General features: G+C 47.9%; 16 protein-coding genes. 10 read left to right on the top strand and 6 right to left on the bottom strand.

All coding sequences use genetic code 11. From position 1 onward, the window contains the following. Positions 1–16 precede the first annotated feature (16 nt). The 5 genes from folP (at position 17) to MA2_RS04415 (ending at position 3,941) form a co-directional block, all read left to right on the top strand. Positions 17–904 carry a dihydropteroate synthase gene (gene folP / locus MA2_RS04435; RefSeq protein ID WP_067057139.1) on the top strand — a complete coding sequence of 296 codons (888 nt, stop codon included), beginning with the start codon at positions 17–19 and terminating at the stop codon, positions 902–904. 32 nt (positions 905–936) lie between these two features. Continuing rightward, positions 937–1,218: an FAD assembly factor SdhE gene (locus tag MA2_RS04430; protein ID WP_067057136.1), complete on the top strand. Its 282-nt coding sequence runs from the start codon at positions 937–939 to the stop codon at positions 1,216–1,218. Between the two features lie 20 nt (positions 1,219–1,238). After that, on the top strand, positions 1,239–1,706 hold the full coding sequence (locus tag MA2_RS04425; RefSeq protein ID WP_067057133.1) for a hypothetical protein: 468 nt from the start codon (positions 1,239–1,241) through the stop codon (positions 1,704–1,706). A 95-nt stretch (positions 1,707–1,801) separates the two neighbouring features. Further along, positions 1,802–3,118: a glutamate-1-semialdehyde 2,1-aminomutase gene (gene hemL / locus MA2_RS04420; RefSeq protein ID WP_067057130.1), complete on the top strand. Its 1,317-nt coding sequence runs from the start codon at positions 1,802–1,804 to the stop codon at positions 3,116–3,118. 31 nt (positions 3,119–3,149) lie between these two features. Continuing rightward, complete coding sequence (locus tag MA2_RS04415; RefSeq protein ID WP_067057127.1) at positions 3,150–3,941, top strand: NRDE family protein; 792 nt, start codon at positions 3,150–3,152, stop codon at positions 3,939–3,941. A gap of 25 nt (positions 3,942–3,966) precedes the next feature. Here MA2_RS04415 and MA2_RS04410 read toward each other — a convergent pair whose 3' ends face one another. The 3 genes from MA2_RS04410 to MA2_RS04400 form a co-directional block, all read right to left on the bottom strand. After that, positions 3,967–4,623, bottom strand: a complete 657-nt coding sequence (locus MA2_RS04410; RefSeq protein ID WP_067057124.1) for an anthranilate synthase component II — start codon at positions 4,621–4,623, stop codon at positions 3,967–3,969. Further along, on the bottom strand, positions 4,620–6,041 hold the full coding sequence (locus MA2_RS04405) for an anthranilate synthase component I family protein (protein WP_067057121.1): 1,422 nt from the start codon (positions 6,039–6,041) through the stop codon (positions 4,620–4,622). The genes MA2_RS04410 and MA2_RS04405 overlap by 4 nt, the downstream gene beginning before the upstream one ends. A 90-nt stretch (positions 6,042–6,131) precedes the next feature. After that, entirely contained in the window at positions 6,132–6,425 is a 294-nt protein-coding gene (locus tag MA2_RS04400; RefSeq protein WP_079351968.1) for a Trp family transcriptional regulator, read from the bottom strand. 202 nt (positions 6,426–6,627) lie between these two features. On the opposite strand from MA2_RS04400, the gene MA2_RS04395 reads away from it, so the two are divergent. The 5 genes from MA2_RS04395 (at position 6,628) to MA2_RS04375 (ending at position 12,469) form a co-directional block, all read left to right on the top strand. After that, the gene (locus MA2_RS04395) at positions 6,628–7,668 is read left to right on the top strand and encodes a DNA cytosine methyltransferase (RefSeq protein ID WP_067057115.1); all 1,041 of its coding nucleotides are present in this window, start codon (positions 6,628–6,630) and stop codon (positions 7,666–7,668) included. A gap of 9 nt (positions 7,669–7,677) precedes the next feature. Beyond that, a complete protein-coding gene (locus tag MA2_RS04390; protein WP_067057111.1) occupies positions 7,678–9,108 on the top strand; it encodes a protein NO VEIN domain-containing protein in 1,431 nt (476 codons plus the stop codon). After that, positions 9,078–10,064, top strand: coding sequence for a DNA cytosine methyltransferase (locus MA2_RS04385; RefSeq protein WP_067057108.1), 987 nt, complete (start codon positions 9,078–9,080; stop codon positions 10,062–10,064). The genes MA2_RS04390 and MA2_RS04385 overlap by 31 nt, the downstream gene beginning before the upstream one ends. A 5-nt stretch (positions 10,065–10,069) precedes the next feature. Beyond that, positions 10,070–10,768: a dethiobiotin synthase gene (bioD, locus tag MA2_RS04380; protein ID WP_158080591.1), complete on the top strand. Its 699-nt coding sequence runs from the start codon at positions 10,070–10,072 to the stop codon at positions 10,766–10,768. A gap of 234 nt (positions 10,769–11,002) precedes the next feature. Next, positions 11,003–12,469 carry a C13 family peptidase gene (locus MA2_RS04375; RefSeq protein WP_255246908.1) on the top strand — a complete coding sequence of 489 codons (1,467 nt, stop codon included), beginning with the start codon at positions 11,003–11,005 and terminating at the stop codon, positions 12,467–12,469. Here MA2_RS04375 and MA2_RS04370 read toward each other — a convergent pair. The 3 genes from MA2_RS04370 to MA2_RS04360 all read right to left on the bottom strand — a co-directional run bounded on the left by MA2_RS04370 (position 12,429) and on the right by MA2_RS04360 (position 15,958). Then, the gene (locus MA2_RS04370; RefSeq protein ID WP_067057105.1) at positions 12,429–13,589 is read right to left on the bottom strand and encodes a glycosyltransferase; all 1,161 of its coding nucleotides are present in this window, start codon (positions 13,587–13,589) and stop codon (positions 12,429–12,431) included. The two genes, MA2_RS04375 and MA2_RS04370, sit on opposite strands and share 41 nt — an antisense overlap. Positions 13,590–13,729: 140 nt before the next feature. Beyond that, the gene (locus tag MA2_RS04365) at positions 13,730–14,086 is read right to left on the bottom strand and encodes a hypothetical protein (protein WP_067057102.1); all 357 of its coding nucleotides are present in this window, start codon (positions 14,084–14,086) and stop codon (positions 13,730–13,732) included. Positions 14,087–14,191: 105 nt separating this feature from the next. After that, complete coding sequence (locus MA2_RS04360) at positions 14,192–15,958, bottom strand: phospholipase D family protein (protein WP_067057099.1); 1,767 nt, start codon at positions 15,956–15,958, stop codon at positions 14,192–14,194. Positions 15,959–16,072: the final 114 nt, after the last annotated feature.

The following is a 16,072-nucleotide window of genomic DNA, read 5'->3' as shown; positions in this document are numbered from 1 at the left end:
AAATTTGGGATTATTTATGCAGCTTCATGACTTGCCGCCATTTGTTTTGCGCTATCGCAATCAGCAGTTGGATTTATCCACGCCGCAAATCATGGGGATTTTGAATGTCACGCCTGATTCATTTTCAGACGGTGGCAAATACAACCGCCTTGATGCAGCATTGCGCCACACCGAGCAGATGCTAAATGACGGTGCAGCTATTATTGATATCGGCGGCGAATCGACACGCCCCGATGCCGTGCCCGTGAGCGAAGAGGATGAGCTGGCGCGAGTTGTCCCCGTGGTGGCAGGTATTCGTGCACGCTTTGGTGAGGCGGTGTGGCTATCGGTAGATACCAGCAGTCCCGTTGTCATGCGCGCGGCAGCCGAAGCAGGTGCTAGTATTTGGAACGATGTGCGCGCTTTAAAACGCCCCAATGCCATCCAAACCGCAGCGCAATTAGCCATTCCTGTAATTTTGATGCACATGCGCGGCGAGCCCAAAACCATGAATCAGTTGGCGCACTATGATGACATAGCCAACGATGTCATCAATGAGCTACAACAGCGCATTGATGCGGCGCTGGCAGGTGGTGTTGCGCGGCAAAATATCGTTCTTGACCCTGGCTTTGGTTTTGCCAAACATGCCAAAGATAACTTGGCGTTGCTCAATGCATTTGCTCGGCTGCATACGTTTAACTTGCCTGTGATGGTGGCGATTTCGCGTAAGCGTGTGATGGGTGAGGTGCTAAGCCGTACAGGGTTGCCATCGGCGGTTGATGCGCGCGATGTGGTGAGCATGGTGGCGGCGTTGTTGGCAGTGCAGCAAGGCGCGTGTATCGTGCGTGCGCATGATGTTGCCACCACCAAAGCAGGTCTGGCGATGTGGCAGGCGATGATCGATGAGGGCAAATCGTGGCAATGAATCATACAAACGTGGATAGGGGAGCAAATCCCATGGCAAATACTAACGACACGCTGACGTTGGAGCAGCGCAAAACTATTTATCGTGCGCGGCGTGGGCTCAAAGAGTTGGATTTTTATTTTTCGCCCTATGTCAAGCACGCGTATTTGGCGGCGGACGCGGCAGAACAAGCACTGTTTGGTGAATTGATCGCGCAAGAAGATCCTGATTTGTTGGATTGGTTTTTGTATGATGCTGCGCCACCCAACGCCGAATGGGCTGCGTTGATTGCCAAAATCAAGCGTGTGGCAGCATCTGCTGATAGCCACGGTTAGAGCTGTGTCGATGAACGATTATGCCATTTATTGCCATTGATAGCGTGCTGTCGGGCAGTCGGCTGCGTCTGCTGTGGTGGCTAGGGGCAGCGGTGGGGCTAACGTTGCTAACGCTTGCGCTGCCGATTGGGCAGGCATATCAGCTGGCTATCACGGCGCTGCTATGGGCGTGTTTATGGGTTGGGCAGTTGTGGCAGCCGCATTTGTTGGCACTTAGTAGTACGGTCGATAGCAACGCTTCTGATGGGGCGAATGGCTTGGCCGTTTGGGACTGGCAGCTACAAGTGGCGCAAGGTTATATCCGCGTGCCGTTTGGGCAGACGCATGATGTGTGGCAAGCCAAACTGACGGCGGTAGAGGATATCGGCGCGGTCTTGCTGCTGCGGTTTTGGTTATTTGAGCCGTTTGGCAAATTTTTAACTGTGCAAATTTGGCAAGACCAAGTCGATACCGATACGTGGCGACAATTAAAGACGCTGGCGCATTAGTGGTTTGTGATCTAAATAACCGTAAACAGCGCCACGACTGGTAAAAATTTTAACCAATAACCCATGAATTTTTTAACGTAAAAAGTGAGTACACCATGACAACAACCAACCAACCAACCACCAATCAACTGCTGTTTAAACAAGCCAAAGCGCATATCCCTGGCGGGGTCAATTCACCCGTACGCGCGTTTGCAGGTGTGGGCGGTACGCCTGTGTTTGTCAAACGTGCGGCAGGTAGCAAGCTGTACGACACCGAAGACAATGCCTACATCGATTATGTTGGCTCATGGGGGCCGATGATTTTGGGACATGCCCATCCGCATATCATCGACGCGGTCAAACGTGCGGCGGATGATGGCTTGAGCTTTGGCACGCCAACCCCGTTTGAAACCACGATTGCCGATAAGATTTGCAAGCTTGTGCCCAGCGTTGAGATGATTCGCATGACCAATTCTGGCACCGAATCAACGATGTCGGCGATACGGTTGGCGCGCGGCTTTACGGGGCGTGATGTGATTGTCAAGTTTGAGGGCTGCTATCACGGGCACAGCGATAGCTTGCTGGTCAAAGCAGGTTCGGGGATGCTTGATATCGGCGTGCCCACGTCGTTGGGTGTGCCTGCTGATGTGGCAAAATACACCTTGACCTTGCCATACAATGATCCACAAGCGGTGCGTGATGCGTTTGCCAAATGGGGTGATAAAATCGCAGGCGTGATTGTCGAGCCTGTCGCAGGCAACATGAACATGGTTGTGCCGCGACGTGAGTTTTTGCAGACCTTGCGCGACTGCTGTGACCAATACGGCGCGGTACTGATTTTTGATGAAGTGATGACGGGCTTTCGCGTTGCGCTGGGTGGGGCACAGGCGCATTTTGGTATCACACCTGATTTGACGACGTTTGGCAAAATCATCGGCGCAGGCTTGCCTGTTGGGGCGTTTGGTGGACGTGCGGATATCATGCGCTATATTGCGCCATTGGGTGGGGTGTATCAAGCAGGCACGTTATCGGGCAATCCGTTGGCAATGCGTGCAGGGCTTGCGATGTTTGATTTACTGTGCCAAGACGGGTTTTATGACACCTTGACCGAAAAAACGCGCTATTTGACACAAGGTCTGCAAGCGCGTGCAGACGCAGCAAACCTACCATTTGCGACCACCTATGTTGGCGGTATGTTTGGCATGTTCTTTACGCCAAGCCAAGACAGCGATTTGCCGCAAAACTTCAATGAAGTTACTGCCTGTAATGCCGCGATGTTTGCCGACTTTTTCCACGGCATGTTAGCGCGCGGGGTGTATCTTGCGCCCTCGGCGTTTGAGACCGCGTTTATGAGCATGGCGCATAGCCAAGCGGATTTGGACGCAACACTGGATGCGGCAGAGCAAGTGTTTGCAACGTTGGACAATGCCTAGACGGTTTGGCAACGCCGATTTTTAGTAAGCTATGTGTATTGCTGCTATCGCTTGGCAACTGTTTGCTGATAAACCACTGGTGCTGCTGTCCAATCGCGATGAGTTGTTTGCGCGCCCGACAGCCGCCTTGCAGCATTGGCGCTCGGGTACGGTGGCAGGGCAAGATTTGCGCTCGGGTGGGACATGGCTCGGTGTGCGTCAAGTCACCCAATCATCTGGGCAGACTGACACGCGTTGGGCGATTGTGCTCAATTTTCGTGACGCAGCGCAGACGACACCGCCCAATCCGACCTCACGCGGGCAACTGGTGACCGAGTTTTTGCACAGTACGCTATCGCCACTGGCGTTTGCACGCGGTCTGGTATTGGCAGATTATGACGGGTTTAATTTGGTACTTGGGACGCGCAAGCAAGCTGTGATGCTCAACAATCGCGGCTATGGCATTGAGGTATTGCCTGCAGGGTTGTATGTGCTGTCCAATGGTCAGCCCAACGCGCCGTGGTTTAAATGTGAACGCTTGCGCGGACGGGTGCGCCAAGAGGTGCTACCGCTGATTGCCGAGCAGCAAAACTGGCAAGATGCGGCGTGGGCGGTGTTGCACGATGACGTATGCGCACCATGCGATGATTTACCCAAAACGGGCGTAAAGCCTGTCATCGAAGCGGCGTTGTCTTCTATTTTTATTCCAAAAGCACGGGCGACGGCAGTCTTGGGTGATGCCTATGGCACGCGTGTTAGTAATATTTTGACGCTGTCATCAATGGGGTTTGAATTTGCCGAACGCCACACCACAGATGGCAGCATTCGGCGGATAACGGGTTAAAAGCCAGCTGCTGGCGATTTGGGCATTAATGACCAAATAAGAAATTTTTTAACATCACTTTTGCGCCTTCGGTGGCAAACGATTCGGGGTGAAACTGCACACCTTGAATCGGATACTCACGATGGCAAATGCCCATAATTTCTGAATTTTCACCCATGTTTTGCACCACACTGGCAAAATCATGGGCGTTTGTTGGGTCATGTGTGTCATGCGCCAAACTGGTCACAGTCAAGCAATCGGGTAGGCTTGTTGCCTCAACCGCCAGCGAATGATAGCGCATGATATCCACGCCTTGCGGCAAACCGTGGTATACGCCTGCGCCATCGTGCCACAGCGGTGAGGTTTTACCATGCATTGGCACGCGCGCGCGCCCGACCTTGCCGCCAAATACATGCGCAATGCCTTGCATGCCCAAACACACCCCAAGCAGCGGCGTGTGCTTACCCCACGTCTGAATCACGTCGCTACAGATACCAAAATATGCAGGATCATCGGGCGCGCCAGGTCCAGGCGAGATGATAATTCGCTCAGGCGCGATGGTATCGATATCTGCTAGGCTCAAAGCGTTGTTGCGCTTGACGATCACATCAAACGGTGCGCGTTCGGCGCGTAAAATCTCACCGATATATTGATACAAGTTAAAGGTAAATGAATCAAAATTATCAATAATTAACACGTTCATACGGTACCTTTAGGATTTTTTTCTGCCATAAAATGCTGTAGAACCACGCGCATGGCGGCAAGCTTACGCACGATTTCTTCGTATTCATCATCGGCGTTGGAGTCATACACATTGCCGCCGCAAGTCTGCGCGTATGCTGTCGTACCATGGGCAAACAGGCTACGAATTGGAATGGCAAAAATACAATCACCATTCAAGCTAAATTGCCCCAATGCACCGCCATACGCGCCGCGCCCATCGGGTTCTAACGCACTGATAATTTTAATTGCCTCGATTTTGGGTGCCCCCGACAGCGTACCTGCTGGAAAATTGCTAGCAAGTGCACTGAACATATCTTCGTCGGGGTGCAAAATCCCAACGATTTCTGACGAAATATGCTGTACGTGCGAAAAACGCTTGATATCCATCAAATTACGCACCTTGACTGTGCCAAATTGCGCTACCCGTCCGATATCATTGCGGTGCAAATCCACCAACATATTGTGCTCAGCGATTTCTTTTGGGTCATTAAGCAGCGCGCGTGCCAGTTGGCGATCCTCGTGTGCATCCCTGCCGCGTTTGGTCGTGCCTGCTAGCGGAAACGTCTCCATCTCGCCACCGCGCAAACGAAACAACAGCTCAGGCGACGCGCCCAAGATTTTTTGTTGCCCAAATTTAACAAAATACATATGTGGCGACGGATTGACCTCACGCAGCCGCGCATAAATCGGCAAATACTCGCCCTCGATGCGATAATGCGACTTAAAGCCGACCTCGCATTGAAAAATCCGCCCTGCAATGATGTCCTCTTTGACCTGTGCGACAGCGGCGGCGTGCTCGGTACGGCTCATGCCATCGCCGACAAACGTCACCTGCGGCGGTGACAACTCGGGTACAGGCTGGCTCAATAACGCCTGAATTTGTGTCAAGCGATTTTCATTGTAATAAAAATAAAAAATCTCGCCCGTCATTTTGTCATAGCTTAAACCGTCTAAATACAAACCAAATTTAAACGGTGCAAAATTTGTATGCGCAGGTACATCAAGACTTGGCTCAAAAAAATTCACGCTGTCAAAGCCTAGATAGCCGACCAAGCCGCCCGTGTGCTGCCGCGCGATGACATGCTGCGGTGTGATGGCACGTAATAGCTGATACGGATTATCCGTTGCATAAGTCTGCGTTGTGCCGTTGCGATTATCCTCAATCACCAATGTGTGGCGGTCTTTGGCATAAATCGTCTGCACAGGGTCAAACCCGATGGCATGGTGACGCGCTAGGTGGCTGTCTGCACCCAACGACTCAAGCAAAAAACACGTGTCAAACTGCTGCTCAATGCGTTTAAATAAATCAAAAAAATCAATATCTTGTGCGATTTTGATTAAATTTGGCTTACTGGGAATATCTAGCATGGGCGGTGTGGTAGATGGTGTGGCAGGCATAAAACGACCTATGAAATCAAGCTATAAAATAATCATACAATATTATCATGTTCTAGTACATTGATACAATACTATGACAAAATAGACAAGCTAATGGGTTGGCAATGCGTCTGCTAAATTAGGTAGCAAGGCAGCAACAGCGTGGCGTTGGTAGGCTTTGGCACCGCGTGATACCGTGGCGATGCCCACCCCAAGGCGTTCGCTGATTTCACGCTGTGGCAGACCTTGTTGCAGCAGGGCAAAAATCAACAAGCGGTTGGCGATCTCTATCTGCTCGCTTTCTGTCAAAATCGCCGCTAACAAATCGCCGATACAAGCAGGCGTGTCGGCTTGGCTTAACGCGGCTAGCAAATAAGTATACGCGGCGGCGGATTGGTCTGTCATGGTGATCATTCGGCGACTATAGGGGTTATCATGATAGCCATGTGTTTCAAACTAAGCAAGATATAGACCAATGTTTGTATACGGGTTTATGATACTGTTGCTTGAGTTATATGGCGCATAAACTATACAAAGTGAGAAATTGCACGATACACTTGCATTTATGTTACAATCCTATTTTTTAGCCTAATTATGAGTTATAACAATGCGTTATAAAGTCTTAGATTTATTTTGTGGTTGCGGTGGTTTGTCTCACGGCTTTATTGAAGCAGGTTATGAAGTAGTTGCAGGAATTGACCATTGGCAGGACGCTTTAGATACGTTTGCATTTAATCACATCAAATCTAAGGCTATTAAAGCTGACCTATTTAATGTTTCACCAAAACAAATAGCAGAACAGATAGACAATAAAGAAATTGATGTCATTATTGGCGGGCCGCCCTGTCAAGGTTTTTCTATTGCAGGTAAACGCTTGATAGATGACGAGCGAAATCAGCTATATAAATCTTTTGTCAACTTTGTCGCTTATTTTAAGCCCAAAGCCTTCATTATGGAAAATGTGCCTAATATCATATCTATGGGTAAAGGAGCAGTTAAAGATGAGATCATCGAGGATTTTACAAATTTAGGTTATACGATCACCTATAAAATACTGCTAGCTTCTGAATATGGCGTACCCCAAAACAGGCGTAGAGCTTTCTTTGTGGGCTTAAAAAATGGTCAAACATTCGACTTTCCATTGCCTACTACTAAAGATTTTGTCACTTGCAAGCAAGCAATTGGTGATTTGCCTGATGAAACTATTGCAGATGGTGAAATTTATCCAGTTGAAGCCCAAAGTGAATATCAGCGACTAATGCGCATTGGTAGCACTGTTTTGCACAATCATCAAACCACGATCCATACTCCAAAAACTGTTGAAATTATTGCTCAAGTACCTGATGGTGGTAACTATAAAGATTTGCCTAAGCATCTAAGAGAAACTAGAAAGGTGAACATCGCATGGACACGGTTCAATAGTCAAAAACCTAGTTTTACTATCGATACAGGGCATCGACACCATTTTCACTATCGCTTTAACCGAGTGCCAACCGTTAGAGAAAGTGCTAGGCTACAATCATTCCCAGACAGCTTTATTTTTCTGAAAGGTAAAACCAGCCAGTATAAGCAAGTTGGTAATGCTGTACCACCGTTATTAGCCCAAGTTTTAGCTGAAAAGCTAAAAGACTATCTATCGGAAAATTGAAAGACAAATATGACATATCAAATCCCATCACAGTATTTTTATCGACTTCATCATGTCAGACCACGTTTTAAAAACGATGTTGAAGAAGTTTTATTGTATGTTGCCAATGCCATTACTGAACTTGACAAAATGCCAAAACAAGCATTTGATAGTGAGTTGAACAATATTTTGTTTAAATTTAAGAACAATGCTACTTCTACCAAGAAAACGATAGATAATTGGCGGACTGAAATATCGGCTTTGTTTGCTTTTATACAAGAAAATGATAATGAATTTTTTGCTAGTTTGACTGCTAGAAGGCTGTCGACTAATCAATATTTAGATGAATTTTTTAACTATTTTCTTTATACCTTTCAATATCCCGCAGGACACGTTAAGCCCCATACTGTAATTGAGCATATTAGACATGGAGTTAAATTTAAGCCTTGTGACTTTATATTAAAGACTTTAATTGAAGGTACAGCTTTACTAGGGAAGCCTTTGAGCATAACAGCTGAGGAGCTAACCCAATGCGCCTACTATGACTTACGAGTAACAGCTTATCACACAAAAACTCCTTTGGATGTCGCAAAGCAAATTATTGATAATCGTCAAAACAAAGTTAAATATAACCATCAATATCCTGAACTTCAAAAAGCTGATGGTAGCTATCCTTCACAAGGTGACGTTTATCGCTATGCAGGTGATATTCTAGATTATATGGTTTTAGCAAATTTACTAACTGATAAAGGTACGGGGCGTTGGTATTACTTAAATGATGACAATAAACAAGCGATTGATTATCACCTAAATAATCCTGTTTGGTTTAGTGCTTATGACCAATATTATCAACAAGCTACGATTCCTAGTAGCGAAATAACGAAATTAGAAAAATATTGGTTCGACTATGTGAATAGCTTTGATAATATCGAAGCATTTGCCCCACACTTAGGGTTAAACGAAATGCTTAACTTGTCCGACTTAATTCAAGAATACTACATTCAATTAGAAGGCGGACAAAAAGTACCAACGAAAATTATTGGTGACTATGGTGAAACGCTTGTACTAGCTCACGAGCATTTACGAACAATGGATGATAATAATAACCGAAGGCATTTAATTAATAAAATACCCACTCCTTTGGGTGTTGGCTATGATGTTCAAAGTATCGAAATACCGAGCATGAAACGCTATATTGAAGTTAAAACTACTAAATCTAAGAAGGCTTTAACCAATAATAAGGTTAGATTGACCCCGAATGAATGGGATAGTGCAATGACACTAGCAGACAGATATTTTATCTATTACCTAGTGATCAATGAAAATAGCAAAAATATTTTTGTTATCCAAAATCCAGTTAAGCAACTTAATGAAGGCAAATTAAAGCTAGATAAGAATTGGGTTGTTGAATTTACAGAAGGGGCGGGGCAATGGGAACAACTGTTAGAAGTCCAAAATTAAAAGTGGTATCACTATTTTGTGGTTGCGGTGGCATGGACTTAGGTATTCAAGGTGGTTTTGAGTTCTTAAATAAACGCTATAAAAAATTACCGTTTGAGGTCGTGTATGCAGTCGATAACGATAGCTATGCAACCACTATCTATAATGATAATTTTAAACACAAGGCGATTGTGAAAGACGTTAGAGAAATAGCCCTAGAGGAAGTGCCAGACCACGATATTTTATTGGGTGGCTTTCCTTGTCAGTCATTCTCTATTATCGCCCAAAATCCGCCACGATTAGGCTATAAGGATGAAAAGGGTAAACTGTTTTTTGAAATGGTCAGAATCTTAAAAGCAAAGCGACCAAGATTTTTTATAGGTGAGAATGTCAAAGGCTTATTGTCCGCCAATAAAAAACAAGCTTTTCCCATGATTATTAATGAATTTGAGCAAGCAGGATATCACATTAAGTTTAAGGTGCTAAATGCCTCGGAATACGGCATACCCCAAAAGCGTGAAAGGGTTTTTATCGTTGGTTTTAGAGATGAGCAAGATTTTAATAAATTTGAGTTCCCCCAGCCAGTCACCTTAGAAAACAAAGTTGCTCTAAAAGAAGTATTAGATACAGAAGCAGACCATGATGACCAATGGTTTTTTAGTCAAAAAGCCGTTGATGGTATGCTAAAGGTTAAACACAAAATGAATAAGGGTAGAAACCAAGATATAGAGCAACCTTGTAATACTATTAGCTCGCATTTGGCTAAGGTCAGTCTAAATAGTACTGATCCTGTTTTATTAGTAGGTGAACGATACAGACGCTTTACACCTAGAGAAGCCTCAAGCATTCAATCTTTTCCTATGACTTTTAAGTTAGAATCTGTTGCGAACAATCGTCAATATCGTGCTATTGGCAATGCCGTACCACCCGTTTTAATGTGGCATTTAGCAAAATCTTTATATAAATCTGTAGAATGATTAAAATGAAAAATAAATTAATGGATGATTTTTTTATATTGCCAACCCTAAACGGCGTCTATTTTGTCACAGGCACCGATACCGAAATTGGCAAAACCACCATCACCGCGCAATTGGTACGCCAATGCGTCACCGCAGGGCAACGTGTGTACGCCATCAAGCCTGTCACCGCAGGGCTTGATGATGGTGTCAGCAGCGACGCGCAGCAGATTAACCGCTTTGCCAATGTTACACCGCCATTGGCGGCCATCGCACCTGTGCGCCTTGCCACACCGTGCTCACCGCATATTGCCGCTGCGTGCGATGGTGTGCAACTGACTACCGATGCACTGATTGATGCGGTGCAAACCACCGTTGTTGATTACCCTGCTGATGTCGTGCTGGTTGAAGGGGCAGGTGGCTGGTTTACGCCGATTAATGCCACCGCAACGCTTGCCGATGTTGCAGCAGGCTTGGGTTATCCTGTGGTGTTGGTGGTCGGGGTGAAGTTAGGTTGCCTCAACCATGCCTTATTGAGCGTGCAAGCGATTTGGCAAGCAGGCTTGAGGTTGGCATTGGTGGTTTTCAATCAGCTTGCCGATGACACAGCGTTTGCCCATGAGCAAGTCGCGTGGTTATGCGCTGCTATAATGCGACAAGCACAGCACGTGCAAGCTATACCGCCACAGTTTTATTGGCAGGGATTTTTGCCGCACACGCTTTAGTCAATTGATTTTAAAGATCGAAGAATTTTTTTGAAACTGTTCAAAAATCACATGACCTATTAAAACGACAGTAAATGTCGCTTGGAATGCGTAGGCTGCTAAATTGTCACAGAATATTACGCGGTGATATGTTACAGTAAGCCATCTTAAATTTAGATGATACTTACTTAAATGCACTTAACGGCAATTTAAGCGTGATTGGTGTTATATGCTAGGATAGGTGGGCGTTTAATAGTGGCTTTTTCACAGTTGCGTTTAGCACCGCTACACAGTTTTACAGCAAATTTTTTGTCCAATATCCGCGCGGCAGGCTATATGCTGTTAGGTTCGCGTAAGGCGTTCTATTGGGTCAAGCCAACGATTGGACAGTTTTTTGCGTTTGCGCTGACGGCATTGGGCAGTAACTTGCTGTTTGCATGGCTATCAGCGGCAGATACCAGCGCGTTTAACGAGCAAGGCTTGGTTAGCTATTTGGTGTGGCCGATGGTCATGCTGGTGTGGGGACTGATATTGGCGCGGCGACATTACAATGCCATGCTGATTTATGTGCCTGCAATTTTGTGGCTGGTTGCCGATACCATGATGGCGCTGCTACAAAGCCTGTTTCAATGGCTTGGGCATGCAGGTTGGTTGCCTGAGTTTGGCTATATCGTGCTGCCTGTCGTGTTTACGCTGTTGTTTGTTTGGCAAGCGTTGTCGCTGTTGTGGGTATTTGGGCGGCAGCTGCATTGGTCGTGGCTTGAGCGCGTGTTGGTGATGGTGGCGGCGTTTGCTGTGTTTGCGGTGTGGCAAAAAAATGTCCAATCGCAGCCGATTTTTATGCCCGAAACGCCTGTGCCAATGCTAAGTGAGCAGGCGTTGTACGCCCAGCCCGAGCTACTGCGCCAAACGCTTGATAGCCTACAAGCTGAGCGCAAAGGCGTGACGGATTGGTATTTTATCGGCGTGGCAGGTTTTGCTGAGCAAGATGTATTTGCCCATGAAATTGAACAGGCGCGCCAGCTTGCCATGACCCAGCTTGGCATGGCAGGGCGCACGGCGGTGTTGGTTAATAACATACACACGCAAGACAGCCTACCGATCGCCAGTAAAACCAGCCTTGATATGGCGTTGCAAGCGGTGGCTAGTCGCATGAACCCTAGCGAGGACGTGCTGTGGCTGACAGTCAGCTCACACGGCGCGCCCAATGTCATTCAAATGCAAAATCCACCCATCGCGCTGGATGATTTAGACCCAGCATGGTTGCGCCAACGGTTGGATAAAGCGGGTATTCGTTGGCGGGTAATTGTGCTATCGGCGTGTTATTCTGGCTCGTTTATCCAGCAGCTTGCTAGCCCAACCACGTTGATTATCACCGCATCGGCAGCAGATAGAACCTCGTTTGGCTGTACCAATGACGCAGATTTCACTTACTTTGGGCAGGCGTTTTTTGGTGATAGCTTGCCAAAGTACCACCAATTTGCCCCTGCATTTAATCACGCCAAACAGCTGATTGCCAAACGCGAAGCCAAGATGGGCTTTGCGCCGTCCAATCCGCAGTGGGTGATCGGCAAGCAAATGCAGGCTAGGTTGCCTATGTTTGAAAAAGCCTTAATGCCAAGTCTGGTGAGCACGCCAACTGGCATAATAGCCGCCGCGCCCAATCACACCCATGAAGACGCTAGGGCAGCCGCGCCTCGTTCTGCGTCTGTGATACCTTAGCGGCTGGGCTGGGCAGGTTTTTGAGCATGTGCTCATAGACCGCGACGATCTCACGCGCGCTTTGTTTTTGGCTAAAATTTTGCGGCATAGCAGGGCGGTCTTTGTGCGTGAGCTGCTCGGCAATCACTTCACACAGCGTGATGGCGTTGATGTCATACACCAAACCTTCAGGATACAGCTCAGTCAAAATCTCGTTATACACGCCGCGTGCCCACGCCACCACAGGCGTGCCCAAATGAATTGCTTTGAGCACATTGATACCAATGCTTTCAGGCTGATTTGCCAGTCCCAACACGATGTTGGCAGCCGATAGCCACTCGCGCCCGTCGTCGCGCCGTCCGATAAAAGTAAAATAATCCATCAAATCCAGCGCATGGGCACGTTGGACAAATTCCTCAACAAAGTTGTTGTCCGCATCGGCATCGTCCATGATGATCACATGGATTTTGGGAAATTGCGCGCGCAAATTGCCAACGATATCAAACAACCACTGTTGCCCCTTGTGATGATCAATTTTGGATGGAAATAGCAGCCATTTTTGGTGTTCAAGTTTGGGATATTCGGCAAAAATCTGCTGCAACCAATGTACCGATGGCGTGTGGCGGTACAAATAACGCTGGGTATCCACCCCACGATACACGCGCGTCACGCTGTCGGGGTCGCGCTCGTGGTACTGTAAAATATACACCTTAACGCTGTCGGACACCGCAATCAGATGGTCGCAATCAAAAATCGCCCGATTGTAGGCATTGGACGGATAATAACCATAAATTGTCCCCACCGTCAGCGGACGCAAGGCGACAGGCACCAACTCTAATGCCCACTTAAGCACCCATGCAGGCGTACGCGAATGTACATGAATGACATCGGGGCGAAACTGATGAATCAGCCGCGCCAAACCAAACGCCGACCACAGCGACCACCACGACTGCTTAGCAAGATATAAGCGTTTGTATTCGCTGCCATCACGGCACAACCGCTGCGCCAACTCATGGCTTGCAGGCGTGCTAGACACCACCAACGACGTATAGCCTTGTCGCACCAACTGCCGACTAATCGCAATCACTCCGCGCTCATCGTCATCGTGGTGCAGGGTGGATAACAGACGCATCACACGCATAGCGGTATTCCGTAGCAATTACCGAATAAATCAATGAAAAAAAACGACATGTGGCTCATGGGATAAACAAGACTTTGACAAACACGCCCAAACATTGGCGTAGACAAATTGTACCGCTGTCAAGACAAGCGTTTCAACCACTAACGCTGTGAAATCGCTTGCCAAGCGGCTAGGAGATGATATTTAAAGCAATTTAAAAAATCACCAACCGCGCCCACCTTGATAGCCAACGCGCTGCTGCTGACGAGAATCTGCGCCATTACCCACGTATTGCCGATAAAATGTGCCAAATCAGCATGCATCGGCCATGACCCGACGATCCCAACCAGATTGGTGAGGGTAAACTCAAGCGGATGAATGCCCAGCGCATTCCACCGTCTAAACAACACACTGGTATTGCGCGTGAACATCAGCCACATTGGCACAAAAATCGCAACATACAGCCGTAGTGTTTGGGCAAGGCGCTGGTGCGTTAGGGCGATGATGGGATGGGGCATAGATTTGTTGGCTGGTCACAAGTCTGCTGCTGTCAGGTTTTACAACATCATAATAAAAAACGTAGTTAAAAATTTTTTAAGGAATTTACAAGATAAGCACGCTCGTTACAACAGCACCTCAACAAACGGCAAATGTGCCAGCAGCCACACCGCCGCGCGCTCCCATGCTTGGGTGTTGGGCTCATGGGTATAAACCAGTGTTTTGCCATGCTCGTGGGTGATCCAACGCAGCCGCCCAAATTTTAGCCGTACGCGGTAGCTTGCAGTCGGTGCATTTTGCTGCAAGCCATCAAACACCGTTTGGGCAAGCGCAGGGCTATGCACAATGACCCCCATCTCGGTGTTAAACTGCTCTGAGCGCGGGTCAAAGTTGTACGAACCGATAAAAATTTTTTGCCCATCAATTTCAAATGTCTTGGCGTGTAAACTCGAACCGGTGCTACCCGTGATGTATTTATCACGAAATTTTTCTGTACGTGCGTTGGGCTTCATCTCATACAGATCAATACCGTGGCGCAGCAGGCGTTTGCGGTACTTGGCGTAGCCTGAATGCACGATTTTGACATCCGTCGCACTCATGGCATTGGTCAAAATACCGATATCCACCCCTTGCTTAGCAAGCTGTATCAGTGCGCGTGTACCTGCTTTGGTCGGCACAAAATACGGCGACACAATACGCAGCTGTCGCGTTGGTGTACGCAAAATTCGCATAAACTCACGTGACACACGGCGGCGCAGTCGCAGTTTACCCGAGCGAAAACCCAGTGTTTTGTCGGGATCATCACCAACCAATTCGACACGCGCCCAAAACAGCGGTAAGCCCTTGGCACGCAACTGGGTGACAAAATCCGTGTTTTTGACCAATGCCAAATAGCGTTTACGTAACGCCTTGGCGCGGCGATTTTGGCGACGCAAACGCCGCGCGGTGTATTGCACGACCGCGCGTGACGTGTCACGTTGGCGTACAATCGCCTCAACAGGATAAGCAAGCGCGCTGTTCCAATAGCGGTCAAAATCTTGCGAAATTTGTGGCACAACTTGCCCAATCAGTAAGGTATCCAAATCGGCAAAAAACACATTGCCTTCAACGGCAAAGTACTCATCGCCGATATTGCGCCCGCCCGTGATGCTCACGCGGTTGTCAGCAGTTAGGCTTTTGTTGTGCATTCGCCGATTAAGGCGCGGCAAATCGCCGATAAAACCCAACCAGCGCAGCGTGCGGTAGCGGTTGGGATTATACAGACGCACCTCGATGTTGGGGTGGCGGTTTAGGGTGACAAAAATCGGATCATTGCCCAATGTGTTGTTGTCATCGATCAGCAGGCGCACGCGTACGCCGCGTTCGGCAGCTTGGCGCACCGCCTGAAACAGCAGCATGCCTGTGACATCGCTGTCCCAAATATAGTATTGCAAATCCAGTGATTTTTCGGCGCTCATGATCACAGCAAGGCGCGCAGCAAATGCGTCAGTACCTTGGCTAAGCAGATACACGCCCGTTTGGTCGGGGTGGTTGGCGGTCAGCGTATCGATGGCTTGGTGCAGATCACGGCGTTGGCTGTCAGACAATGGGGCGACGGTATCGCTTCGGATATTGAGGCGTTGTATGTGACTAAGCAAACGGCGGAACAGTTTGGATCTGCGGTGAATGGGCGCAACGTCTGGCAGTGGGTTGGTTTTGGCATCATAGTGCTGGCTTGGGATTTGCGGATTGGGCGGCAGCTTGCCAAAACGTGCAATCGCGGTCAGCGTCAAACCTGCCAGCGCGATGCAGGCTGCCGCGCTTGTGCGCTGTGTGTGTGCGACACGGCTGAATTTTTTGCCCATGTGGTGTAATCGCGCTGACCGCGTGCCTAACTGCCAATGTAAATCCATGACAAAACGTTTTCCGTGTTTGGGGTTAAAATCAAACAATCATGAAACAACATTGTCGCAAAGTTGAATCAATTTGAAAAGGCAGCACCATCATCCAGACACAAAAAAGACCAG

This window comes from Moraxella atlantae NBRC 14588 (genome assembly GCF_001591265.1).
GTDB classification, from domain to species: domain Bacteria; phylum Pseudomonadota; class Gammaproteobacteria; order Pseudomonadales; family Moraxellaceae; genus Faucicola; species Faucicola atlantae.
Note: the sequence above shows the minus strand (reverse complement) of the source record. Positions and strands in the feature narration are given on the sequence as shown.